18 protein-coding genes and 1 pseudogene are annotated in these 24727 nt (G+C 44.1%); 14 read left to right on the top strand and 5 right to left on the bottom strand.

Annotated elements, in window-relative coordinates; genetic code table 11:
• The first annotated feature begins 101 nt into the window (after positions 1-101).
• From CWM47_RS21520 to CWM47_RS21485, 8 genes are all read left to right on the top strand, one after another.
• Complete coding sequence (locus tag CWM47_RS21520; protein ID WP_100990254.1) at positions 102-3296, top strand: DUF3945 domain-containing protein; 3195 nt, start codon at positions 102-104, stop codon at positions 3294-3296.
• Positions 3297-3319: 23 nt separating this feature from the next.
• Entirely contained in the window at positions 3320-4522 is a 1203-nt protein-coding gene (locus CWM47_RS21515; protein ID WP_100990253.1) for a DUF3945 domain-containing protein, read from the top strand.
• A 133-nt stretch (positions 4523-4655) separates the two neighbouring features.
• The gene (locus CWM47_RS21510; RefSeq protein ID WP_157816035.1) at positions 4656-5840 is read left to right on the top strand and encodes a DUF3945 domain-containing protein; all 1185 of its coding nucleotides are present in this window, start codon (positions 4656-4658) and stop codon (positions 5838-5840) included.
• A gap of 44 nt (positions 5841-5884) precedes the next feature.
• The gene (locus CWM47_RS21505; RefSeq protein WP_100990251.1) at positions 5885-7594 is read left to right on the top strand and encodes a toprim domain-containing protein; all 1710 of its coding nucleotides are present in this window, start codon (positions 5885-5887) and stop codon (positions 7592-7594) included.
• A gap of 139 nt (positions 7595-7733) precedes the next feature.
• The gene (locus CWM47_RS21500; protein WP_100990250.1) at positions 7734-8141 is read left to right on the top strand and encodes a hypothetical protein; all 408 of its coding nucleotides are present in this window, start codon (positions 7734-7736) and stop codon (positions 8139-8141) included.
• 320 nt (positions 8142-8461) lie between these two features.
• The gene (locus CWM47_RS39825; RefSeq protein WP_262511975.1) at positions 8462-8641 is read left to right on the top strand and encodes a glutaminyl-peptide cyclotransferase; all 180 of its coding nucleotides are present in this window, start codon (positions 8462-8464) and stop codon (positions 8639-8641) included.
• A gap of 36 nt (positions 8642-8677) precedes the next feature.
• Positions 8678-9295, top strand: coding sequence for a DUF4249 family protein (locus CWM47_RS21490; protein ID WP_157816034.1), 618 nt, complete (start codon positions 8678-8680; stop codon positions 9293-9295).
• Positions 9270-9482: a hypothetical protein gene (locus CWM47_RS21485; RefSeq protein WP_157816033.1), complete on the top strand. Its 213-nt coding sequence runs from the start codon at positions 9270-9272 to the stop codon at positions 9480-9482. Before CWM47_RS21490 ends, CWM47_RS21485 begins: the two co-directional genes overlap by 26 nt.
• 167 nt (positions 9483-9649) lie before the next feature.
• On the opposite strand, the gene CWM47_RS21480 is transcribed toward CWM47_RS21485, so the two are convergent.
• Entirely contained in the window at positions 9650-10666 is a 1017-nt protein-coding gene (locus tag CWM47_RS21480) for an IS110 family RNA-guided transposase (RefSeq protein ID WP_100990247.1), read from the bottom strand.
• Between the two features lie 183 nt (positions 10667-10849).
• Here CWM47_RS21480 and CWM47_RS21475 point away from each other — a divergent pair, with 183 nt between their 5' ends.
• Both CWM47_RS21475 and CWM47_RS21470 read left to right on the top strand, forming a co-directional pair.
• Positions 10850-11152 carry a transposase gene (locus CWM47_RS21475; RefSeq protein ID WP_100990246.1) on the top strand — a complete coding sequence of 101 codons (303 nt, stop codon included), beginning with the start codon at positions 10850-10852 and terminating at the stop codon, positions 11150-11152.
• Positions 11095-12015 carry an IS3 family transposase gene (locus tag CWM47_RS21470; RefSeq protein WP_157816232.1) on the top strand — a complete coding sequence of 307 codons (921 nt, stop codon included), beginning with the start codon at positions 11095-11097 and terminating at the stop codon, positions 12013-12015. The genes CWM47_RS21475 and CWM47_RS21470 overlap by 58 nt, the downstream gene beginning before the upstream one ends.
• 557 nt (positions 12016-12572) lie before the next feature.
• Here CWM47_RS21470 and CWM47_RS21465 read toward each other — a convergent pair.
• The 3 genes and pseudogenes from CWM47_RS21465 to CWM47_RS40320 form a co-directional block, all read right to left on the bottom strand.
• On the bottom strand, positions 12573-14120 hold the full coding sequence (locus CWM47_RS21465) for a serine hydrolase (RefSeq protein WP_100990244.1): 1548 nt from the start codon (positions 14118-14120) through the stop codon (positions 12573-12575).
• 44 nt (positions 14121-14164) lie between these two features.
• Complete coding sequence (locus CWM47_RS21460; RefSeq protein ID WP_240625383.1) at positions 14165-15925, bottom strand: outer membrane beta-barrel family protein; 1761 nt, start codon at positions 15923-15925, stop codon at positions 14165-14167.
• Positions 15926-16252: 327 nt separating this feature from the next.
• Positions 16253-16627: pseudogene (locus CWM47_RS40320) on the bottom strand (carboxypeptidase-like regulatory domain-containing protein); the annotation flags it as partial.
• 313 nt (positions 16628-16940) lie between these two features.
• On the opposite strand from CWM47_RS40320, the gene CWM47_RS21455 reads away from it, so the two are divergent.
• From CWM47_RS21455 to CWM47_RS21440, 4 genes are all read left to right on the top strand, one after another.
• A complete protein-coding gene (locus CWM47_RS21455) occupies positions 16941-17945 on the top strand; it encodes a sensor histidine kinase (protein WP_157816032.1) in 1005 nt (334 codons plus the stop codon).
• The gene (locus CWM47_RS21450) at positions 17929-18687 is read left to right on the top strand and encodes a LytR/AlgR family response regulator transcription factor (RefSeq protein ID WP_100990241.1); all 759 of its coding nucleotides are present in this window, start codon (positions 17929-17931) and stop codon (positions 18685-18687) included. The genes CWM47_RS21455 and CWM47_RS21450 overlap by 17 nt, the downstream gene beginning before the upstream one ends.
• A gap of 565 nt (positions 18688-19252) precedes the next feature.
• Positions 19253-22408, top strand: coding sequence for a lantibiotic dehydratase (locus CWM47_RS21445; RefSeq protein ID WP_100990240.1), 3156 nt, complete (start codon positions 19253-19255; stop codon positions 22406-22408).
• Positions 22409-22581: 173 nt separating this feature from the next.
• Positions 22582-23196 carry a hypothetical protein gene (locus CWM47_RS21440; protein WP_100990239.1) on the top strand — a complete coding sequence of 205 codons (615 nt, stop codon included), beginning with the start codon at positions 22582-22584 and terminating at the stop codon, positions 23194-23196.
• Positions 23197-23526: 330 nt separating this feature from the next.
• Here the strand turns inward: CWM47_RS21440 and CWM47_RS21435 are convergent, their stop codons facing one another.
• Positions 23527-24168 (bottom strand): porin family protein, encoded by a 642-nt coding sequence (locus tag CWM47_RS21435; protein ID WP_157816031.1) that lies wholly within the window; start codon positions 24166-24168, stop codon positions 23527-23529.
• Between the last annotated feature and the right edge of the window lie 559 nt (positions 24169-24727).

Below are 24727 nucleotides of genomic sequence, written 5' to 3'. Positions count from 1 at the left end.
TTTTCATTCTCAAAGTTATCAAACTTTCTGTATTGTATTATTACATCTTCATTAGTTATTGACCATTTTTTCGCATGAATCACTTAACGTACTGATCCAAGATGCAACCTCAACCCGTGCCAGAATCCGCCCATGACCTCACGGTTGCTGACCTGTCGGCTTTTGCCCAGCGTGGCCAACTGCCCCAGCCGATTTTAACGTATCGGCAGGAAAATGACAATCGACTACCGACCAATCTCTACGTTCCCTTGGCAACAATCATCAATAATGATATGGCCGCCCAGGAACGGGCAGCCGCGTTGGGAAAGCCCCTGGATGCCCGGCCGTCCGATGATTTACGAACCGTGCTTTACACGCAGGACCCGATCATGCAGGAATTGCTGGAGCCATTTCGCCAGCAACGCGTTCAACAGCAGCAAAATCCCTTATCAGAAGCTGAGCAGCAGGGTCTTCAACGGGGTCAGATTCCTGCCTCAATAACCGGCTACCTAAACGATTACGCAGGGGAACTACCAGCCCATGCGCTAAAGCCTGTTAGTGATGCAGTCGTTGATACGACGTTAGCTCGTAAGGGGGAGATGTATCCCCAGTTCGAACTCCTTTATACCCGGAGTATTGAACTACCGGGTTTAGTAGATGAGCCGATTCGTCAGGGCCTGAAGGATCAAGGACTATTGCCAAATGATTCACAAAGCTGGCGCGTTGACATGGCCAGTGAACGGAGCCGGTCCGATGCCACGCAGTTAGGGATAGCAGAGGGTATTCAAACAACGGAAATGAGTTTGGCATTGCCCGCCCACGCTCATCAATTGCGACAGTATCTTGAAGGCGATAACTATTTAAGCAATGAGGAAATATCCCGAGCGATTTTCAACGAAAAGACGACTCGGCATCAAATGCATCAATTGGTCGAAAAGTTAGATACGACCCGACAGCCTGACGTACAGCTGCGGGTTACGGACTACTTGATGGAGTTGAAAGAAACAACTCAACAGTTTCCAGCCGTCGTACAGCACGGACCTGGCAACCCGATTGATATGGTTAGTTTGATGAATGTGGTTCGGAATCATCAATCGGGAGAAACGCCGCTAACATTACCACCACCGGGCGAAGCGGTAAAGAACATTGATTTGTTAGAGCGCCTGAAAAAAGCGTTCGATTCAACGGAACCTGTTCAGGATCAGAAACGGGCAGTAAGTTCTCCGACGGATCAGGATGCTAAGGAATTAACCGGCAAGCCCGCTAATGTCGCTTTTGATTCGGTAAAATCGCCAGCCATTCCTGGACGTCCAGCAGCGGAAGGGGATGCATCATTGCCTCTGCCCGGCGAAAAAGGGCCTACTACGGCACCAGCCAAACGGGTAGCTGATGAAGGAGAATCATCAGGGGGTTTATTAACGAAAATCCTTCAATTGAAATTAACTGAAGGGGGTATGGTGTCCAATTTTCTGAATAATTATAAAATTGTTCAGGACCTGATGGACAAACTATTTAAGGGAGAGAACTTTGGTTTCAAACGGAAGGCAACCGACGAGCCAACTACGCCGGATGGTTCATCAAAAGCCAATCAGCTGTCACTTGAGGAATTAATTCGGGAACTCGATCGGCGAACGCGTCCCGCAGGGATCAACCAGGCCGACGTTCAGAAAGTGACAGTCAATCAACCGATTGACCCAAAACCAACGGCAAGCGCAAATGCCCGGTCTCAACAAGTCGATTCAGAGCGGCCTGGACCGAAATTAAGCGTAGATCACCCCATCCGTCAAAACGGTCAATCCGCAGCTTCTGAAGCTGGGCCAAAATCGATGGTGTCCCGGATAATGGATCATTTTTTGGACAAGCTGGCTATAAAACTGCTCGATCGGTTAGAGTCGCGTCAGCAAACCAGACCTTCAGAAACTATTTCAACAACTGCTGTTACTAATCCGCCGGCACAGGTATTAGCTACTGATGGGCTCAAATCAACGGCAGCTCATCAGCCAACCGTATCCGCGGCAACGGCTCATAGCCAGGTCTCAGATAAACAAACCCATACCCAACCCATTGTACCTGAAACATTTCGGCAACAGGCCGCCTACGTCAACCAGGAAAAGCGCTACAGCTGGGAACAGATCAAGCCCCAGATGGATAAACTGGGCATTTCAGAAAAATCAATTGATCCGATGAACAAAGCATTATTACTGGATGGCTATGCTACGCACCCAAACGTATCCTTTACCATAAAGGATAAAAACGGTATAGTAGCCCCAGCCCAGGGAAAACTACTTCTCATTGAGATTCCGGGTAAAGGGCCCCAGGTTCATATTGAGCCGCTCCAACTCAAAACCTCGTTGTCTGTACCGAAGGGGCTTAACTTATATACAGAAGACATTATGCGGTTGCAAAGGACAGGCATGGCTAACCGACCCGTTGAGTACAAAGATGCTCAAACCGCTACTAAACGGGAAGTTCTGGTCGGTTATGATCCGGTGGCTAAACTACTGCGCACCATTGATAAAGAATCTATAAAAGTGCCCGCTGAGGTTAAAGGTCAGCCATTGACCCCCCAGCAGCAGGAGCTGCTGCGCGACGGTAAACAAATCACATTAACGGGACTGCAAGGCGATACTAAAAAGCCTTATGCAGCAACGCTACAATTCTCAGCGGTGGAGGGCCAGTTTCGATTGGATCGTATCGGCAAAAAACAGAGTGAAACGATCCCACAAAACATCAAACAAGGCCCTTTGCAAAGTCAGTCGGTAAGTGGGGAAAAGCCGAATCAAGGGTTTGTTGTTTATCTAAAATCGCTGACGCCAGAGAACAATCAGAAGTGGCTCAATACGACCCTCGACGTAAAAACGGGGGATGGAGCCGAGCAGCGTAAAAAAGTTAAAGATCTGACCTATTCGGATTCCATTGCTGTCAAAAACGATGGTGTCTCAAAGGCATACATGCCGCTTACGATGAAACCTCAGGACAATACACTTCTATCACCGTCCGAACAGGCCCGATTACTGACGAAACTGGAAAGAAATCCGCCAATCGGTGGAATTAGCCTACAGGAAGCCAAGCCTCACGAACTGGAGAAAGCCAAAGCCCGCTACCAGCCCCAGACCCAAACGGATACCAGCGTCGTTTCAAAAAATGGATCGACTCGAATAACGCAAAACCAGACGGGTAATCTTGAGCAAAAACCGGCTGGTAACACACGGCAAAACGCGGATTCGACCAAAGCGAAAAAAGGGCCATCCAACTCCGTAAAGTCAACCGCACCGGCGGACCGGCCAAAACAACCCACGGTTCGCCGTCACTCTTAACGATTGTAATCAATACCGACACCATGGCTTCTACAGATTATAACAGCTTAAACAGGGTCGAAAAACCCCTTAACCCGCGTCCGCTGGAAACCGGAAACCGCTTCACTTGGGAGCAGCTGGAAATGCAGCTTAAACCGCTGGGCATTCGCAAGGAAAGCTTATCGCCGGAAGATATGCGCGAACTATTAAATGCCCGGCGTACATCCAGCCTAACCCTGAATCAAACGGATAGCAACGGGACTACTACCCCGGTGCAGGGCCGTTTATTTGTCTATGACGATCCGGGTAAAGGTCCCCGGGTTGAAATGATTCCACGGCAACTAGAACGAACGCCGGCTCCCCGCTTTTTGGGCTACCAGCTCACGCATGAAGACCACATCCGTCTGCAACGAACCGGTGAATTAGGCCGCCCCGTCCCGTTGACGGATAAAGAGACCAATCAACAGTTTATGGGAATGGTGGGCTATGATCCCCAGACAAATCGGTTGACTGTCTTTCGGCAAGAACGATTCGTACCACCAACCGTTCTTCGGAACGTGCCCATTACGGACAAACAGCAACAGACGCTGAAAAACCACGGAGTCATCCGGGTAAAAAACATGACGGGTCTGGATGGAAAGCCCTTTACCGCCGACGTTCAGGTGGCCGCCCATAAACGAGGGCTGAAATTTACGCCTGTCAACCAGGCGGCTCTCAACGCCCTGCAGGAAAAACGAGATACGCAACGAAATGCGCCACAACCCGCTGATTTAACGCCCAAACAGGTTGCTCGTCAGGCGGCCGACGAACAATGGAAGAAAACAGTAGTATCGGCAAAGGATGAAAAAGGCCAGGTCGTTCGCAAGCCAGCGGGCGCACTAACCTATCAGGATATGATTCGGGTAAATAAGGCGAGTGACTCACCGGTAGAATGGAGGCCCCTAAACCGTATCCCCCATGGCCAGGAATTGAAAAGTCCAAGAGCGCAGGCTAAAATGGAAATTCTGGATTATCGAAAGGAACAGAATGGGGTAGTACTGCCGCCCAAAAAAACCGCGACAGCAGAGGAAATTAAACGAGCTGATCAAAAATTTTCGTCGTTGTCGGAGGGTAGAACGCCCGCGCGTACGGCTACCCCGCCAAGCCCCGCACGCCAGAATGAGCCCGTAGCCAAGACGGATAAAAATACGAAACGGACTGAACCGATTGCCTCGACAAAAGCGGGATACGGTAGGAAACGGGTATAAAACGCTATTATAAACGAGTGAGCTTGTAATTTCACGTTATATACAAAATATTAAATGAATGGATAGCACCGTCGAGAATACTCCTCCAATTGATGTATCTACGTTGATAGGTAAACGCTATACGATAGAACAGATGCGTCCAGTTCTAGCTGCTCACCTGGACTTATCGTCGAATTTAGTTTCTGCACCAGTCGGCCTTGAGATAAAAAAATTATTGGACGGTAAACAAACCAACATCATTCCGTTAAAGGATGGCGATGCCGCCAAGCTCAGCGTGATTAATCATCCAACGCGGGGTTTATCCATCAACGTAATGCATGTGCAGGCGCGGCTACAACTGAGAGATAACTACTTGGGTCACCAATTTAGCCCTAGTGATAAAGAAAATCTCCAGCGGTACGGAGATATGGGGCGCGCCGTTCAGCTCATCGACCCAACGTCTAATGAACCCTTTAGAGGCATCATTGGTATTAATCCGGAAACGCAAAAAATGACGGTGATCAACACCGATAAATTTCCGATACCGGATAAGTTGCTGGGCGTACCCATTGATCCGTCGGCCAAAGAGCGGTTACGGGAAGGGTACTCAATTCGCATCAATAACATGAAAAAAGATGACCAGACGTTTTCGGCCTTTGTTCGTCTGGCAGCCTCGAAGAGAGGGTTTAAGTTTGAACGCATCAAGCCACCCAAGCTTGAACAGATTCCAAAAACTCGGCAGTTCATTACCTCACAAGCTGGTGAACGGTCTACTTCGGCTACGCCATTACTGGATAGTTTGCGTTTCGCCGAGAAGGGAATAAGGCAAACAACGCAAGCTCACCCGAATGGGGTCGAAGTGTTGGTCATCCCGCAGGCCGATAACGCTAAATACGTATTATCGATAAAACTTCCCCAGCTTGCTCAGGCTCCCGAAACCGGTAAGTTATTCGCGCTACCGATCATGGCCACAAAAACTGAAGCAGAAGCTTTACTTCAACTCAGTCAGCAACTGGATAAAGCGATTGGAAAAAATCAACCGCTCCTCCCTATCCTTCAACAAATACCCGATTCCGTTCAACGTCTTTTGAACCTTGATTTTATCAAGGCGCTGAACAAAAAAGTTGACCTACACCCCAGCGCAACTGATCTCCAGACAGCTGCCCGTCCCATCCCGCCGTTAGCCCAAAAGCAAACAACGACGGCGTCGGATACCAAACGACCTGAACAAACAACCAAACCAGCCCAGGTGAAATCCAGTCCAGAGGCCAAATCAGCAAAGGCTAAAGTTAGTAAACCCAAAACAGACGTGAAGCCGCCTAAAGGCCATCGTCCGTAAGGGCTTCATCCCGTCCTTTTTTCCCTGTTATAAATTGAATCGCCATGTCAACTCAACCGCAGGAAGCCCAACGAACCAACCGACAAGATGCTTACGATCGTCGGGTTGCCGAGGAGCGTTCACTCACCGATCGGTATAAATCGGATATCAATTTAGTGACTTACCTCATTGATCAGGGCTGGCAGCCGATTAAGGGGAAACACGGTAAAAACTGGGCGGCTCTGGAAGAGGAATCCACCGGGCGTAAGATCACCGTGCACCGGGTACAGGAAACCGGACATTATGCCTATAAATCGTTTCAGGATAACCGCGACCGGGGAACGATCATCAACATGGTATCCAATAAATTAAACCTGGATCTGGGGAGCCGGGATGGTTGGAAACAGTTACATGCTCACCTTAGCCCCCTGGTCGGTAATGTCTATACGTCCCATGAGTCGATCCGGCCCATTGGCTTGAAAGACATTCGTCGGCTGGATGAGACAACAACGGCCAGACTGCTTAATATCGAGCCACTGCACCAACGCAACTGGTTATATAGTCGTCATATTGACGACAAGACCATCGATGCGCCAGAATTCAAAGGCCAGATCGTGCAACGCCCGTTTGAGACGAAAAACGGCTATACCGGCATCAACACGGCCTTCCCGATGCGTAATATGGAACACATCGTGACCCTTAACACGCGCAATGCCAGTCATAATATGCTCGTCTCTCCCAAGCACGATAGTGTCTGGTTATCCAACGTTATTCCCGGCGTAAAACCCCGGGAAATTGTTATTACCGAAAACCCTATCGACGCCCTGTCTCACTACCAGCTACATCCGCCTCGTCAAGCCGGCGATCGGCTTTATGTATCGACAGGAGGGCAGCCCGGTGGTCTGCAACTGCCTACGTTGCAAAAAATCATTGATACCATAAAACCAGAACGATTCATCTTAGCTAACGATAATGACTTCTCGGGGATACGCTTTAATATTCAATACATGGGTAGCCTGAAATTACCTGGTCAACCGGACCAGACCTGGCAAGCGTATATGACGGAGGGCAATCAAAAGACAGGCAATCCAAATCAGCTACGTTTAACCTTGCCTAAGGGCGTGGAATCCCCTCCGGGTAAATCACCCGATGAGCTAACCCAGCGAATTGTTTCGGTTATGAATCAGGGCCATTTAGTTGACGAGACGAAAGCTAAAGTTAAAGTGGGGAAAACGTATTTGGGCGATACTGAAATTACTGTCGATATTCCCAATAACAGACCGATGTTGATACGGGCGGAAAATCTAACCAAAGAAATCCGCCTAACGGACAATCACTTTTACGTGAACCGCTCGGTGGAGAAAGATTTTAATGATGACTTAAAAGTAAAAGCCGATAAGATTCAGCAGGAAATTGACAAAATAAGAGCTAACCGACCTGAGAACCGGCAACATGAACCCATTACGCTTCAACCCGAGTGGCTAGTAAAATTACAGTCTCAATTCAAAAACGACCCGGCTGCCATAGCCAATCAAAAATCAACCGTGAAGGTTGGGCCAACGGGATTACCGCTGCATCAATATGAGAAGGGAGCTGTCAATAATGAATTACCAAAAGATGGAGCCAAGCGAATTCGGAAAGATACACCAGCAACAGTGCCGCAAAATTCACAAACAGTCCCTCCATCGGGTAAGCCCGTCGATCCCAAAGAAGGAGTGAAGCCAGCGGTCACTACCGATAAGCCAGTACCAGCAAATCGAATAAGACGGTCGTAATCAGTGTTTCTAGACAAACCCTAAACCGAGTGGTATTTTCGACTGCGCGTTAAGTTCGTTTAGGACCTTTATTCACCAGGTAATTGCCGCTCATCGTTACTTTTATAATCGTCTAGTAGCCTGTAAAACGTCCGCAACTATGCAGCCTTTATTTTCCGCCTGGCTAATCGATCCTTACCTGGAATCGGTATATCCAATTGAGCTAACGGATTCCTTGTCGGATATCAGCCGTTGGGTCGGTACCGTTGAAATTGGTTTTTTTTTGCATCAGCCGAGCGGTGATCGGGCCATTATGAATGGTGATGTGCTTACCCAGCCGCCCCTGCCACCAGGCTGGCAATGGCGCGAAACTGGAGCCGTTTACTACGGCCGGGCCTTGTGGATACACGTTAATAAAACGGGTGAACTCATGTCGCCTGAATTGACACGGTATTGGCTGGTGGGGCAACTTGAGTTTATTGGATTTAGGGAATTAGCAGAATATGATACTGAATTATCAGATGACGATGACGAGGACTGGAATCAGTTCCTGGATGAGCAGGATTAGTAGTTGGAGCGTCGGCGGATTTAAAGAGTATTTGCAAAAAAATGGAATTTTCACGTCTGAGATCCCTTTTTTCGTTTTCTATCCCCCGATAGGTTTCTACAACTCTGTAGATAACCAAACATACTGAAGAATATAGAAGTAACAAATATTAATTGTTCAACTTCGGCTTATTAGTTGATGAATTGGCCAATTGTATTGTTTTTACCGATGAACTTTTGCAGGGGATTGTTTAGCATCTTTTGCAAGTGCTACTGTAAAAGCTTTGTAAGCATTTAGAATTCCTCCACTACTGCACAGCTGATCAAACGCGACAAGTTCGGTTGTGCCTGGCTTGTTCACTAAAAAAAGTAGATATCAAAGAAAATGTCTTGAATGGGATTGCTTACCGGCCTCAAGAAGCTGACTTATACATAACGGGTAAAAATTGGCCTACCCTTTACAAGCTAAAAGTAGATGGCCTATTTAAACTTAAGCGAAAGACTACTATCGCACTTCGATAAGGTTTACCCTGTAATCTGGCTTGTTGTATAAGTGGCGTGGCTGCGGGGGAGTGCTCGCTGACACAGTTCAGCGAGCACTCCCTAAGCCGAACGGCTGACTACTCCTCAACCAGTCTCAATTTGTTGGAAACCGGAGCGTTGGTGACAATAGGGGATACGCTGGGCAATCAGGAAGTGTTACAGCAACAAACCCCTGGCGTTTACAGGACGAAACCAGGGGATTTCCAGGGAGTCGTTGGGCGCAGCTACAAATTGCTGATTCAAACCAAGGATGGAACCCTATATGAATCCGATCCCGAACGCTTGAAAGACTGTCCGCCCATTGATCGACTTTACTATGAATATCAATATGATCCCATCGCGTTGACCAATGACAAGGCCAATCTGTGGAATGTGTTCGTCGACACCAAAGACCTGGCTACTACAGGTGATTTTTATCGCTGGGAGTGGACCCATTATCAATTTCTAGATTATTGCGCCACCGTGACAGGTAATCCAAGTACGGGTATCAGTTGTTGTCGAAATTGCTGGGATATTACCCACTGTTACAGCAACTGTGTTAATATCGCTTCGGATATAGCTATTAATGGTCATTCGATTAGTCGGCAGCCGATTCCTCAAGTCACGTATGATGGGGGCAACCTTATTTTTTGAAGTAGAACAGCAGTTACTGAGTGCAGGCGTATATAGTTTTTTTAAACGAACGGCTCAACTTATAGCCAATACTGGAGGCCAATTTGACACAGCCCCGCAGAATGTTAGCGGTAATATTCATGCCCTTAATAAGGTTGGTGCTTTGGCATATGGCTATTTTGGAGCAACTGGCGAATCGGAAGCCTAATTACTAGTTGATCGGTCAGCGGCTCAGGGTAATCCGGTCTATTTTCGAGTGACGGTTGATCCGCTGTTGCCCTGCTTTGTTTGTGAGACGAGTGCGTATCGTACTTCTATTAAGCCCCGCTGGTGGCCCAATTAACGTTGACCACTCCGCCCGTAGATTTCTATGACTCAAACAACAGGGGAAGGATAAAAATTTTCATATTTCTGACCTCGCCGGACGCAAGCGAAAATGCGCAATACAATTTTATTACGAATGTTGTTGAGCACTAACATCTTGTTTTTGCCTTCCGATACTTTGCGGTCAAAGTAGGTCTGAAATTCTTCCGAGTGACGACTGGCTGATAAAGCCGCCAAGTGCAAGAGTGCCTTTACCTTTTTGTTGGCAATCCGACTGACCTGAGGTTTCCCTCGTTTGCGACCCGAACTCTGCTCAAAAGGGACGACTCCAGCGTAGCAGGCAAACTTTTTAGGATCGGTAATATCTTTAAACTCATTGGTCGTAATGATGACTTCAGTGGCTACTGTAATACCAACGCCCTTGATGGAAGTAACAATTTCAAATAATTCATGCAATGCTGGATCAGACTTGATGACTTGCTTAATAGCAATATCGACTCCTTTCAGGTCTTTTTGCAGGGCAAGTAATGAATGAGTGCAGGCCTTGGTATCGCTCCTTGATGCCTTCTTAGTGACGAACTCGGCCGATTCGTTGAGTGGTACTTTAAGCATATGGATAGCACTCACTATTCGTTTGCGCATAGCGGTTAACCGATCTAATTGTTCAATCACATCTCGTTTATGATGCCATAGCTGCACGTCTTCCCTATTTTTATAAGCATAACGGGCAATTTTGATAGCATCTACTTTATCGTTCTTGGTTCGACTCACGCCCATGCTTTCCCGAATTTGGGTAGCCTTCTCCACCCAGACGGACGCTTGTTTTTGAAATAGAAATGATAAGAGTGGATTGTTATAAATTCCGGTATGCTCGAGACAGAAAAGACTATGCTTAATCTCACCTTGGTTCAAATCCTTGAGCTGGCGAAAGAAGGCTTGGATTCCTTTTTTGTCATTGCTGACTTCGACATGAAAAAGTACTTGATTTGCTTCGACCACCGCAAAGTCTAACTCACTTTTTGATACGTCAACGCCAATAAAATAGCGATACTGATTTGAGCAATCCATGATAAGATAGAGGTAAAGTTTATCAATCAACCACTTCCTGAACAGAATTCATTACCTTTCTAATGGGCCTGGCAACCCTCATTTCTATTTGAATCTTATGTTCACGGAACCCCACAGTGGACTTGCTACATTTGACTGGAGACTTTTTTTGGAGCAGATTTGGGGACAAACTTCAATTTGACCATGGTTAAACGACGTGTGTTTGACATAGCATTTAAAGAAATGGCCGTCGAGTTATCGTATGTAAAAGGATCAATTCAAGAGGCCGCCCGCGAATTGGACATCGATCCGGGACGAATCAGTAAATGGAGGCAACGGCCAAAAAAAAACGATCAACCGTTGCCTGCCAATACCGCACTTACTGATGAACAGCAACAGATCAGGAGGTTGCAACGGGAGCTTCGAGAAGCTCAGATGGAACGCGATATATTAAAAAAGGCGGTCAGCATCTTCTCCAAGGGCGACGGGAGGTATTCCGATTTATAAAGGAACATACCAACGAATTTCCCGTTGAGAAGATGTGTAAAGTGCTGAATGTGAGCAGTAGTGGTTATTACTATTGGCGTAAACATCCGATTGGGAAGAGGCAACTGAATCAAGATAAGTTGATCAACCGCATCCGACAAGTGCATACCCAAAGCCAATCGCGCTACGGCAGTCCCCGGATTGCGGATGAACTCCGCGAGCAGGGAGTGAAAGCCTCCCGTAACCGCATTGCCAGACTCATGCATAAGGCAGGTATTCGTAGCATCATGTATAAAAAGTATCGGGTGCAGACTACGGAATCAAATCATAATTACCCAGTGGCTAAAAACCTGCTAAATAGGGAGTTTACGGCCGATAAACCAGGGCAAAAGTGGGTGTCAGACCTCACTTATATCGCCACTGGTCAGGGTTGGCTCTATCTAACCGTGATTTTGGATCTGGCCGACCGAAAAGTGGTTGGTTGGGCCTTGAGCGATAGTATGAAAGCGGTGGATACGAGTGTAGCAGCCTTACGTATGGCCTTCAAAAACCGAGTAATAGATGATCAGCTTCTGTTTCATTCAGACCGTGGCATCCAATATGCCTGCACTGAATTTAAGGATGAACTAAAGCACTTACCGGTTGAGCAAAGTATGAGCCGAAAAGGAAATTGTTGGGATAATGCGGTTGCCGAGAGTTTTTTTAAGACCCTCAAGTGCGAGATGGTCAACCATACTTATTTTGCGACGCGGGCAGCAGCCCGGTTAGCAACCTTCGAGTATATCGAGGGTTGGTACAATCGCCGACGGAAACATTCGGTATTGAATTATCGCACGCCCAGTCAGCAAGAATCTTATTTTTACACTTCCTCAATGGCCGCCTAAAAAATCTCCACTATACTATTGCAAGTCCACAGAGGCTTAGATCTACGGATAGGTCTTACCTGGCATACGGTTTAAGGCAACTCTGTGGGGCCTGCCGAAGCAGTAGGGCTACTCACATTTGTGAGTCATCGAAGGTAGCTGGATTACGAAAGCCAACCTTCGAATAATATCATGGCACAAACCTAAAGGCATACGACCTGTTGTATAATCTCATTTTTGATAAGCTACGAGAAAAGTTTAACAAAATCCAGTTTTGTTAAACAGTTAGCTGGCTTACTTCATGACGTCTCTAATATAGACAATAAGGCTTATTACACTAGTTTGAGGATTCATGCGGGCTGCCGGGTGCTACAATTATGCAAAGGGCCACGATGAAATCAATTTAGGACTGATTATTGATAAAATATAACAAAATTAGGTTGGTAGTGATGCCTTTAAGAGTTGATCCAACCAAGCAGACGCAGATTAGCCCCAGAATGAAATCACAGCACCAAAAGGTGGTCTAGATGTAGCCTGTAAGAATTAGTTCAGAGATTTATAAATAAGTCATAATTTACTTACTCATTCATTTTTTTGAACTCGTATGAATCGTGGTCAACGAAATCAGTCCCCTTAATTTCCAGACTTTCTACTTGATTGTTAGCCTTTGTAAACGACACCGGAAAAATTCCAAATCTTGGATTGGAAAACGTTAACCTAAATTCTTCCCCATCCATGTAGTCTAGTTGAGCAATAAGGCTTTGATGGTGTTCAAAATGAATGGTCAGCCCTGATCTTCCCTTTACCGTATCGAGTGCAACTGACAACGTACCGTACAACTCATTTCTGTATGTCCCGCAGTAAGCCAGTAAGGGAATTTTAGGTTTTAATTTCTTTTCAACACGTTGAGTTAACCCCTTAATTTCATCTCTGCTCTTTTGATCTTTGCTTTTGGCACGGTTCAAATAATAACTGTGACGGTTGGTATAAGGCACGTTCAGATAAGCATCGAGAATTTGAAAACGTAGTGCTTCATGAAAGTTACTATTGTCTTGATTGGTCAGGACGACAATGCCTAAATTTTTTTCCGGAACTAACGTTGTTGTGCTTTTAAAACCGGAACAGGCTCCCGCATGGGCATAGACGTAGTATCCCGCGTAGTCAAAAAGGCCAGTACCTAAGCAATAAAATTGATAAGAAAGTGGGAACGCCTTCATTTTGTCCGTGCTGGCAAGTGTATTGACAACACGTGTTTTTTCTAACACGGCCCAAGGAAGAATACGTTTCCCGTCAAAGCGACCACTATCAAGCTGCATGATCATCCAGCGGGACAGATCACTGACGCTAGATAGCATACCGGTAGCGGGTCCTAAATTGTCGAGATTGTCGAAGGGCAATTTTGTGAGTTTACTGTCTGCACTACAGCAGGTAGTATAGGGCAAGGCTATATTAGAACGCTTATCGGCTCCCGCCGAGAGCATGAATGTTCGATTCATGCCCAAGGGTTTCAATAGTGAGCTTTCGGTAAAGGTTTCCCAGTTCATGCCGCTAATTTTAGGGATAATCTCAGAGGCTACTACGTATCCCTGGTTTGAATAGCCGAAATCCTGACGAAATTGATTTGGTGCTGCTAACAAACGCATTCGATTCAATACGTCCTTACGCGTTAAATCGGTATCCCAAAACATGAAATCTCCCTGAAAATTTTTTGTCCCTATACGATGGGATAGCAAATCCCTGATAGTGACCAGTTGAGTAGTAGACGCATCCGCTAACCGGAAGTCAGGAAGATACTTAATGACCTTATCGTCTAAGGAAAGCTTTTTACGTTCATCTAAAAGGGCGAAGTCTGTAGCTGTAAATAATTTAGTATTTGAGGCAATGAAAAACAGGGTGTTTTCATCTACCCTGCTGTCTTTGCCTACCTCTAATACGCCAAAGCCTTTACTGACAATTACTTCACCATCTTTGACAATCGCAACGGCCATGCCTGGTATTTGCCAGTCTGCCATGCCTCTTTTTATATAGGCCTGTAAGCTATCAGAGATAAAAACGGGCGTTTGAGCCAAACTTGATAAATAACTGTGCGTCAAAAAGAATAATAGAAACCAGTGCTTTTTATTCATATAGCTAACCAGTGTGCAGGCAGATTACAAGTGTTGGTTTAAGATTAATTTTTATTATCACCCCCTAGCCTTTCCTGCTCTGTATCTGAGCCAAATGACCGCTCTTTAAGCGTTTTAGCTTTGGAGTTCCCAAAGCGATAGGCGTAGGTAAGCAATACACGTTGACTTTCGTATTTGTGATGGAAGATAATATTTGTATTCAGATAGTTGCCATAATTGGTAATTATCAACGTATGAAAAATATCTGATGCCGCTAATTTAATGGTTGCTCTTGGCCCAAGTGGGCGTTGAACGCCCAAGTCTAAAAACCATATCGGGTCATATAGCATGTAACCAACAACCGCTCTGGTACGGTAGGTGAGGTTGACATTAGCAGACCAGATTTTACCCTTAATCGTGTTACTCAACCGGAAGATAGCCGTTGATTGTCTGGTCGAGATCGGCACATCTTTGAACGTAGAGTAAAACTCAGAGTTGGCCCCGGTTACAGATGCCAGTAGTTGCCAGCTAGGAGTTATCTCAATAGGGACAGAATACGTTGCCGCAATTCGTTTTTCCCAATCAAAGTTGATTTTATAGTTAAGAGTTGTTGCTGAACTTGAGTCAATTCGATAAATAATCTCCGCAATACGGTTCTTACTGTAGCTATACACTACTGTTAAATTCATCCGTTTGGGGGTTAAATAGGTAGCCTGGACCGTTGTTGTGAGCTGGGGCAGTAGTAGTGGGTTGCCCGAATAGAGGGTTAAAGGATCATAAAAAATATAGGCCGGATTTAACAAATCGAAAGCCGGACGAATTATGCGACGATTGAACGATGCACTGTATTGGTACTTCTTAACTGTTGTGTATTGAAGGTTCAATGAAGGGAATAGATTCGTATAATCCCGGCTAATTACGGTTGAAGGTCCAGACTGACCACGGTAGTAGGTGTGTTCAAGCCTTAAACCAGCTTGTAAAGACCAATGCGCCCAGACGTAGTTAAAATTGCTATAAGCTGAAGATGTTTGTTCTTGATACCGATACGATTTTGATAGCAAAGGTTCTAACTGAGAGAATGACGGTGAATACTGTTCGGTAGTTGGCAGATTACTCATAGTAATTGAACTGTATTTTACTCCTGATTGAAATTGGCCCTTTGTGAGAAAAGGTGTCGAAAAATCAATCTTAGCCGTTTTTATCTTTACTATGTTGGGATACTTAACACGTACATATTCAGCAGCTCGAAAGGCAGGTAGGTTTTGAGTAAAAGTGGCTGATGAAAGTGAGTTATTGTTGTACTGAGCAAAATCTATATCTGCTGACAAATTGGTTTGAGGATTGCTAAATTCCTTTCTCGCATTCAGGTTGAGGGCAAAATTTGAAATAGTCGATTTGAGTTGAGTAACAGCGTCAACTTGTGTTACGGAAGAATTCTTGGAAGCTAACTGATATTGGATAGATGATGTAGGGTTATCCGTTTCAGCGGTTTGTGATGCCTGTATAACCGTACCGATTGAAGCAGACTTTGCAATGTTCCAATTCCAGCTAGTTCGTAATAAGTGATTAACATAGTCGATTCTATTAAACTCTTGACTACGCGAAAAGCCTTGTTCACTTTGGCGTACATCGGTAAGTTGCTGTTCTGATCGCCAACTAAAGTAGGTAGGTCGGTAGTTAGGCGCATACAAAAATGAACCCTGAATTTTCTTAGTCTGGAGTGACAAGCTTAGAGAAGCATTACTTTTGAAATAGCGCCCTACACCAGCGGTAAGGCTCAACTCACCGTTAAAGCCGTTTAAGTCAAGCCCCTTTGTGAAGATCAAGATGACCCCGCTACTGCCAGCATCATACTGAGCCGGTGGGTTAGTCAGAATTTCAATTCGGGAGATCGAGTTAGAGGGCAGGTTTTGTAGGTACGTGATTACCTCATCGGCTGACTTATACAATTGCCGGCCATTCTGATAAACGATCAAACCTGACTTTCCGTCAATTCCGGCAGATTTGGTAATTGGGTCAACCGTTACTCGTGGAGCCAAGCTAAGGGCATCGAGCGCATTACCGCCCGCAAAGACTGGATTCGATTCTATATTAAGAACAATTCGGTCGCTGAGTACGTCAAAAATAGGCCGTTTCTCTCTAACCGAAACCTCGTTTAATTTAATTGCAGCAGGTTCCAAGGTGAAGTTCAGAGTAGCATTTTGAAGCGAATCAGATAAGCTCACCGAACGATTCGCCTTTTTTTGCCCAAGATGTGACACTTGGATTACATATAAACTATCAACTAGATTCCTGAGTACATAACGTCCCGTCGAATCGGTGAGCGTTGTTTTTACATAGCTCGAATCCTGTCTTAAAACAGTTACTAGAGCTGCTACAATTCGTTGGCCCTGCATTGATTGTACTATCCCCGACACTGAATAAGTTTCCTTAACTTGAGCCGTGTTAGTTGGACTAGTTACCTGAGCCGAGCAGACGGAAAGTAAACCCAATAAAAATAAGGAAAAGTAGCAGTACCAGCGTGTCATCGACCTATTTGCCGTTTCTTTACCCATTCAAATTATGCCCAAATTGAACTCCGAAGTTACCAAACAAAATTGGAATGGTGACGAATCACTGTTTAATCTGCCGCCCCGGAAAATCACCCCAGGTCGAATTAGCTTACACATTCTTTTTTGGGCATTTGACTCATTTGAGGCTTACATAGCCCTTAACCGAGTACTTAGGGTTGACCCAAAGTTGCCACCTGACCCTGGCCTATTCTGGTTGATGTACTCAACCCACTTAGGGACAACAATTATCCTTTTTTACACATATGGTTACCTCGTCGTTCCTTCGTTGATGAAACTGCTTGTTAACTACCGCGCCACTAATCGGGTTATATGGCGAAGGCTACTTTTTGTCGCTGTTTCTAGCATTGCGATTTTCGTTGCGTTCAATATATACGACTACTATTTATTTACCTACGCCACCTCGCATTACTTACCAGCACCAGCCTACATGAAGCGCAACAATGACGTTTTACTAGCTGCTGGTCCAATAGGAGTTTTAACGGGCTATACCGTTCTAAGCTTTCTTTGGGCTTATAATGTATCTTATCTGATGTTACCGCTTCTTTTGCGCATCATTCGGGAAGCTATTTCTTGGGGCGTAGAGAGTGTAAAACAAAAGGGAGAGATCGTTAAGCAACAAGAAGAAATCGTTAGACAAAAGGAACAGAATCAAACGTTGATGCGGAATCAACTTCAACTCCTACAGTCCCAAATTAACCCACATTTCCTATTCAATGTCTTTAATTCATTATTGGCTTTAATCCAGCGCACAAATCAGGAAGCAGCTAGTTTATTAAGAAAACTATCTGAACTACTACACTATACCTTGTATGATACAGACAAGGAGTTTGTACCCTTAGATGGTGAATTACAGTTCCTTAAAAACTATGTCGAAATAGAGAAGACACGACATTTTAACCCTGACCGAATTCGTTTCAACCAATCGGGTAATGCTCAACATTTCTTAGTTCCCCCTCTCTTACTTGTAACCTTCATTGAGAATGCGTTTAAGCATGGTCTACACAATAGTTTTGAAGAAGGGTGGGTTGAGATAGATTTATCAATAGAGGAGTCTAGCCAAACCCTACACATAGCAATTGCTAACAGTTTGGCTAAAGAAAATGAATCAGAAGGTCGGGTTGGAGGTATCGGCTTAAAGAATGCTCGTGATCGCTTGGATCTTCTGTTTAATCCCAATGACTACAAGCTTACGATTCAGGAAAGCCCGCAAGAATATAAAGTCTTATTGACTATTCCTTTAAAACACTCCCTTTCATATGAGTTCCAAAATTAGTTGTCTGATTATTGACGACGAGCCTTTAGCGCAAGACTTATTAATTGAACACGTGGAGCGTACCCCTATTCTTGAACTACTAGGAACGGCCAATAATGGAAAACAAGCTCTAGTAAAGTGTCAAGAGTTAAACCCTGAATTACTGCTACTTGATATTCGGATGCCCCGGTTAAGCGGCTTCGAGTTTTTGGACTTATTACCCAAACCAACGCCTTTAGTCATAATCACATCGGCTTACAGGGAATACGCGTTGAAAGGCTACGAACATGCAGTAGTTGATTTTTTAGAGAAACCTATTTTCCCAGATAGATTTAGTCTCGCCATTCAACGGGTCGAGGAGCGTCTTGAGCATACCCGCTGGAAGCAGGTAAATAGTAATTCTGGAGAGAATAACGATATACGGTTAGATCAGAAAGTACTTACAGTACGGGTTGATCGCAACTATGTTAACCTACCGCTTGACACGATAAATTTTATTGAATCCTTAGACAATTATGTCAAGATACATTTAAAAGGACAACCCGCTAAGACCTTGCTTTCTAAAGTAACGGTGTCTCAGATGGAAAATAAACTACCTCAACAAGACTTCTTGCGCATCAATCGGAAGTATATCGTTCGTATCGATCAGATCAATGTATTTACGTCTAACACGATAAAGCTTTTTACGGGCGATGAACTACCAATTGGTACTACATTTCGAGACGCTGTACGGCAGACCCTGATCGATAAAGGTTTCAAATAAGATTGGCTCTTAGCTATTTAAGCTGAAATTCACCCACCCAATGGCAGTATTCACCCCCTCACCAACTTTGTTAACCTATTCACCAACTTTTCCTGATGTAGAATTTAAATAGTTCGCATCTTGCCAGAAAAAATATACTATGAAAGAGACTAAGACAAAAAACCGCTTTCAAGTCTGCAAAAGACAAATTTCTGACCGTCAGAAGGGTAACACAAAGCCTACAGGTAAAGTCGTATCGGGTACGACAATAGACATGACGGTCTTTATTTAACGGTCGTTATTGCTTTTTGGGGACTTTATTCGCTTTTTTGTAGGTAAACAAAACCAACTATGAGCATGAGGACCTCAAATCGTTTCAAGACCTACACCAAGCAAACTGTAAAGTCAAGAATGACAGCGCCAACCACTAATCAGAACTCTCGTAGTACAGTGGATTGTGGTGGAACAGGTGGGACAATTGTATCAACAGTAGGTAACTAGTAACATAGCTGTATTAACTTATCTCTTGGGAAACACCCCGCTCATTAACTTGAGCGGGGTGTTTTCTTTCTGATACTATTTTCAAATGAAGTCTTCGTTCGATCATCATTCCTTTTTTGTCGTCAGACTACCATACCGGCCAATAAACGATCTTATTAACCAGATCGACAGTCATGCAAAAGATTCACCGGGAAGTTATACCGCTCTATTACAATCCTTACTTGAACAGCATTGGTTTGAAGAAGCTCTATTTCTAGCTTCTCCTAGCCTACATGCCACTTGGCAAACCGAAAAAAGCAAAACAGGAGAACTAGAACCCTCTTTAGCTGATGCCTTATGGCGGTACGTATTCCGTTCGTATGGCCGAGCTACACCCTATGGTCTCTTTGCTGGTTTGGGTGTCGGAACGATTGGTTCTAAAAGACAACTTGATTTTGACAGTCATTCGTGGCAAACGGCAAGCCGACCGGATTCTGCTACGCTTGCAGCAGTAAGTCATACGTTAGCCCAGGACAAAGCTGTTCGTTCCGGGCTTCATTACAGGCTTAATAATAGTTTATATGAGGTAATAGACCAGTTTAGGTTTTCTGAACGAAGCGGGACACCCCTCAAATCTAAAATCGTTTTATCGTCTATAACTAGTACGCCCGATCTAAGAAAGCTGGTTGAACGGCTTCGTCAGAAAGGACAATTGAACTATGCGACATTAACAAATCTGTACGGAAGTGATCTTCAGGAGGAGGTTGCTGAGTATATAAATGCGCTAATTGACGATCAGTTTCTAATTAGTAATCTGTCGATACCTATTACTGGTCTGGATATGTGTACGTATCTGTTAGATCAGCTTAAGAGCTTGCCTTTCAAGCTACCTGTTACTACAGTGCTTCAAGCTGTACAAACCAATTTAGGGCAGTCACCAATTGATAAAGAAAAACTCTTTCAAGCACAACGCCTATTACAGCAAGCACTAAGCCAGGTAGACTTACCTGTTAATCAGTCTGATTCACTAGTTCAAACGGACTTATTTCTTCGTCCTACGCGATTGCAGCTAGATAAACCGACTATTTTTCAAATTGCAAATCAATTCAATCAGGTATTGCCGCTGTTGCTTTTTAAACACAACTCACCATTACAGGACTTTTGTGCGCGTTTTAAAGAACGATTTGATAAACAGGAAGTTGATTTACTGACCGTTCTAGACCCTGAGGTTGGGATTGGATTTACAAATGATACCTTGTCGAGTCACCCTATTTTAGCCGATTTACCTTTTGCTTCTACCTCGGATACTGGTATGGGAACAGATCCTATAGATCATTTGCGAGAAATACTTTATAGCCGTTTCTTATTGGATGGGCGCAAAGAGGTAGTCATAACACAGAATGACATTAATACAGTATTGAAGGACCAGCCACATTTGCGAGTGGCTACGCCCCCTTCTTGGTACGTACACGGAGAACTATTTGAGCCGCGGGCATCAACCAATAATCCAGCGCATAGTACTGAGCCGGTTACATCTGCTTATCCCGACGGATGGCGCTTTGTCTTAAATTCTACATCAGGTGGTTCCTCAGCTTTCTTTTTTGGCCGGTTCTGTCATGGTGATGAAAATCTTAGAGGAGCCGTTGAAACCATGTGTGCCTGGGAGCAAACGCAATACTCAGAAGACATACTAGCGGAAATTGTTCATTGGCCGGTCAGCCCACGACGAGCAGGGAATGTTGTTAGTAGACCCGTTTTACGCCCTTACGAAATTCCATATCTTACACCTGAAGGCGTTTCAAGTGAGCAAACAATTTCGTTATCTGACCTACTAGTTTCGGTTACGGATGCTGGTCAAGTCATTCTACGTAGTAAAAAAACATACCAACGGGTACGACCTCAACTAAGCAGCGCACATAATCCTGCACTTGGAGATGAAGTTTATCAATTTTTAGTCTATGTGCATCTGGCCGAGAATTACCCGTTTGGTTGGTCATGGAAAACATTAAGCCAATTGCCTTCTCTACCTCGTCTAGTTTATCAAAATCTAGTTATTAGCCCTGCACAATGGACAATTAGAAAAGAATCTATACCATCTAATCAGGTACTAACAGCAGCTAGTTTGCGTAAGCTCTATAGCTTACCTCGTTATGTGCAACTGGTAGAGGGCGATAATAAACTACTGCTTGATCTTGAGTTTGAACCGGCCCAGAGAGTACTTGTAGAGGAGGTTACAAAGCAGGGGAAGATATTACTGAAGGAATGGCTTGGTGAGTTCTATCAACCCTGGCTGAGTCATGACAATAAGCAATATAACTCTGAGTTAGTTATCCCGTTAAAAACTGTCGCTAGTCAACAGTCACTAGTGAGGGAATACACTCACTCAGTTGAACCAAGTAAGCCGAAAGAAACCAGTATTCAACGCAGTTTCCCCCCTGGCCAAGATTGGTTGTATTTCAAAGTATATCTTCATGAACAAGTCTCCGATCAGTTCTTGGCGACTGTATTACAACCCCTCATCCAGCAGGCTTTAAAAAAAGGATGGTGTACGAATGTATTCTTTGTTCGGTATGCCGACCCGGAAAATCATCTTCGTATCCGTTTTAAGACCGTACCTAAGAAAGACGGTAAGTTGCTTGAGTTAGCTCACAAAGCGTTCCTGCCTTATGTTGAATCAGGATTAGTTAACCGGATACAGCTAGACACCTATCAGCGAGAACTTGAGCGGTATGAGCCTGATCTAATTGAGTTCAGTGAGGCTATATTTTGTGCCGACAGTCAATTGGTTATAAACTGGCTTACTCAAACTGAAACCCAACTGGAAGCAGACCGTTATGCACTGGCTCTGCTAAGTATTGATACACTGCTTACCGACTTTAATTATTCCCTTTCTGATAAAGTAAGGCTTACGCATCGGCTACAGCAAGCTTTCTTTCACGAACAGTCAGGTACTAAAGAGCTGAAACGGAAATTGAATGATTTGTATCGGGAGTATCGTACCTCTTTTTTCACTCACTCAGTAACCCACATTCAGCTAGTAAAGGAACGCAGTAGAACTATTCAATCCGCAGTAGTCTCTATTCAGACATATTTTAAAATGACAGACTCTATTAAAGGTTATGATCAATTTGTCGAAGCTATACTACACATGGCTTTAAATCGCCTGTTCGCGGGTCAGAATCGAAGGCATGAGATGATTGTCTACCACTTCTTAACTCGTCATTATGAATCCTTGCAATCACGCTCAGGTAAGATCCTTTAATTAATTGCCTTGTAGTAAGGGTAATTTTTCCGAAATAGAGATATTCTTTGGTATGGTCAAGCAATGTTAATAGGCATCTCTTGTGAAAGTGTTTAAAGAGATGCCTATTTTTAATATCCAATGTTAGGGTACGCAGTTGAGCTTAGAGACGAAAGCATCAGAGGACGATCAAAATGAAAGTTATGGCCCCAATGAATATTAAGCTTATTAAAGAGTTACTTGATCAAGCTATTCTGGAGGAAGACATTGTTATGAATTCTTGTTATAACATGCCGGGATACCCTTCAGTAATAATGGCTGAGGAATTTGTTTTCTTTATAAAAAGCGCAAAGCAAGCACAAGTACTTTTTGACAACCTTACAGAGCTATACAAGGAATGTTCTGACTTTATACTCGGTAATTTTCAACCCTATATTGATGAACACAAAAAATGGGTTGATGATGAAAGTCTGGTTTACAACCCTTTCTCAGAGCTTCATTATCATTTTCATTCCGGCCTACATACATCTCTTCCAGAAACAATAGAACAGTACAGGGAATTACTAGCGTTTACCCGCAAATTTGCTGATTTACGAAGGCGCTTAGATGAAGGATTTGATGTACTTGTTAGTGATATCAGCCCCGATGAAGGGGCGTTAGCTGAGCGGGAAATCAATAGTATTTACATTGAATACTGTCTTGATGGGTATAACAACTTCTATCAACAATGCCGTGAGTTAATTGAAATACATCGCCGTGAAGATACAATCAAGGCTTGTTCAGAATCAATATTGATGCTATTTACTTGATTACATTCTTCGAGTATCCTGTAAAGCTAGTATATACAGTCATTTATGATTCCAAGTGAAAGCATTGTACCACTTATACAGTTTACCCTAAGACTGGTGAAACTGAAGGCTTATCAAAAAGGCTAGAAGGGGAGATATAGGCTAGTTTTCATCCGAAAAGTTTTCATTTTCTTGGTAACGCCTAAGGCTCTGACTCAGTATATGAGTAACCAATTAATCAATTTAATTCTGTTTTATAATCTAACGTTATGTTGACCCTAACACAATTTTCAACGGTCTTTTACTCGTAGTACTGACTTTTACAACTGCCACTAGAATTACGTTAAGCTGCTAAAAGTAATAAACTAGGTTGAGCGACCCGCTTCGATTATAAATCTTCTGAATATCTTCTGATCTTACATTTGCACCAGGCGAAAAAACGGGCCGTAAGCTTAAATAGTACCGGCTGGTAAGGAGTAGATGCCTACTTATTTGGTAGCCCAGACCCGCTGTTAGCCCCATATCGAATCGATTGGCTTGCTGTAAATCCCAATACATTGCATCGGCTTTCCCTTCCTGGGGGTCATATACTTTTCCCCTTAGTAGAAATCCAAGCTGAGGCCCTGCCCCAATCCATAGTCGTCCGCCACCGGGTCGATAGCATAACATAAGGGGTAAACTCACATAGTCAGCTAAGATAATAATTTGATAGCTTCCCAAACCTAATGGACTGGTTGACGTACTAATTTCCCCTTGACGAGTAAAGTTCAGGTCGTAGGCTAGACTCAGCGTTTTTGTCAGGTCATGGCTAAAACTTAGGCCAGCATTGTATCCCCACAGAGAAGTTACTCTGTTGTTGGGAGGTAGATACGTATGATGGAGTACGCTGTTATTGAGGCCAGCCGTTATGCCCCAGCGGAAGGAAGTCTGCGCCCATGCCGATTGGCTAAACGTAGTTAGGGCGACTAGTGAAATAAGCAGCGTAGCTTTCATGAGATAGATATTAACTTTCATGTTATATAATCACCGTGACTGTTACAACCCATTAAGCAAAAATACAAATAAACTTACTTTTAGATTGAATTATAAAAGAGCTCTGTTGAAAGTTGTTAAGCTGTTCAAGGATGTAGTTACAATTCTTAACTTACCATCCTAGGGATACCCTCGTTTTGAATGAAGGTAGAGGAGACGGGATGGAGTACATGATCAAACGTTCTAGTCCAAAGTAGTACACAGTATTTTGATGCAAATGAATTAGCAGCTCCATGCATTATTTCGAGATGACGGGTAGTCCTCGAACCTAAATTGGCAGGTCAGATCGCTTAAAGACCTGGCTAATGGACTTTTGCAACAACCACTAACTTTATGTTACGGGAAAATAACGAGGAACTGCTATTTCTTAGTGAGAACTTTATCTAATTAGTACACAAATCAGCATTATCAAAAAGTAAGTGTTTTATTTAAAATAATAGCTCAGACTTCCACTCAGTAATTGATTGTACTGATACCGGTCCGCACTGAGGTGGTAGCGGAGAAACAGAAAAATCAACAG

Source organism: Spirosoma pollinicola, from assembly GCF_002831565.1.
In the GTDB taxonomy this organism is placed as follows: domain Bacteria; phylum Bacteroidota; class Bacteroidia; order Cytophagales; family Spirosomataceae; genus Spirosoma; species Spirosoma pollinicola.
This window is presented reverse-complemented; position numbering and strand designations above follow the sequence as displayed.

Bases quoted from the DNA above. Each gene is read 5' to 3' on its own strand.
- CWM47_RS21520 (WP_100990254.1), top strand. From the start codon at position 102: ATGCAACCTCAACCCGTGCCAGAATCCGCCCATGACCTCACGGTTGCT.
- CWM47_RS21515 (WP_100990253.1), top strand. From the start codon at position 3,320: ATGGCTTCTACAGATTATAACAGCTTAAACAGGGTCGAAAAACCCCTT.
- CWM47_RS21510 (WP_157816035.1), top strand. From the start codon at position 4,656: ATGCGTCCAGTTCTAGCTGCTCACCTGGACTTATCGTCGAATTTAGTT.
- CWM47_RS21505 (WP_100990251.1), top strand. From the start codon at position 5,885: ATGTCAACTCAACCGCAGGAAGCCCAACGAACCAACCGACAAGATGCT.
- CWM47_RS21500 (WP_100990250.1), top strand. From the start codon at position 7,734: ATGCAGCCTTTATTTTCCGCCTGGCTAATCGATCCTTACCTGGAATCG.
- CWM47_RS21485 (WP_157816033.1), top strand. From the start codon at position 9,270: ATGATGGGGGCAACCTTATTTTTTGAAGTAGAACAGCAGTTACTGAGT.
- CWM47_RS21480 (WP_100990247.1), bottom strand. From the start codon at position 10,666: ATGGATTGCTCAAATCAGTATCGCTATTTTATTGGCGTTGACGTATCA.
- CWM47_RS21475 (WP_100990246.1), top strand. From the start codon at position 10,850: ATGGTTAAACGACGTGTGTTTGACATAGCATTTAAAGAAATGGCCGTC.
- CWM47_RS21465 (WP_100990244.1), bottom strand. From the start codon at position 14,120: ATGAATAAAAAGCACTGGTTTCTATTATTCTTTTTGACGCACAGTTAT.
- CWM47_RS21455 (WP_157816032.1), top strand. From the start codon at position 16,941: ATGAAACTGCTTGTTAACTACCGCGCCACTAATCGGGTTATATGGCGA.
- CWM47_RS21450 (WP_100990241.1), top strand. From the start codon at position 17,929: ATGAGTTCCAAAATTAGTTGTCTGATTATTGACGACGAGCCTTTAGCG.
- CWM47_RS21445 (WP_100990240.1), top strand. From the start codon at position 19,253: ATGAAGTCTTCGTTCGATCATCATTCCTTTTTTGTCGTCAGACTACCA.
- CWM47_RS21440 (WP_100990239.1), top strand. From the start codon at position 22,582: ATGAAAGTTATGGCCCCAATGAATATTAAGCTTATTAAAGAGTTACTT.
- CWM47_RS21435 (WP_157816031.1), bottom strand. From the start codon at position 24,168: ATGAAAGCTACGCTGCTTATTTCACTAGTCGCCCTAACTACGTTTAGC.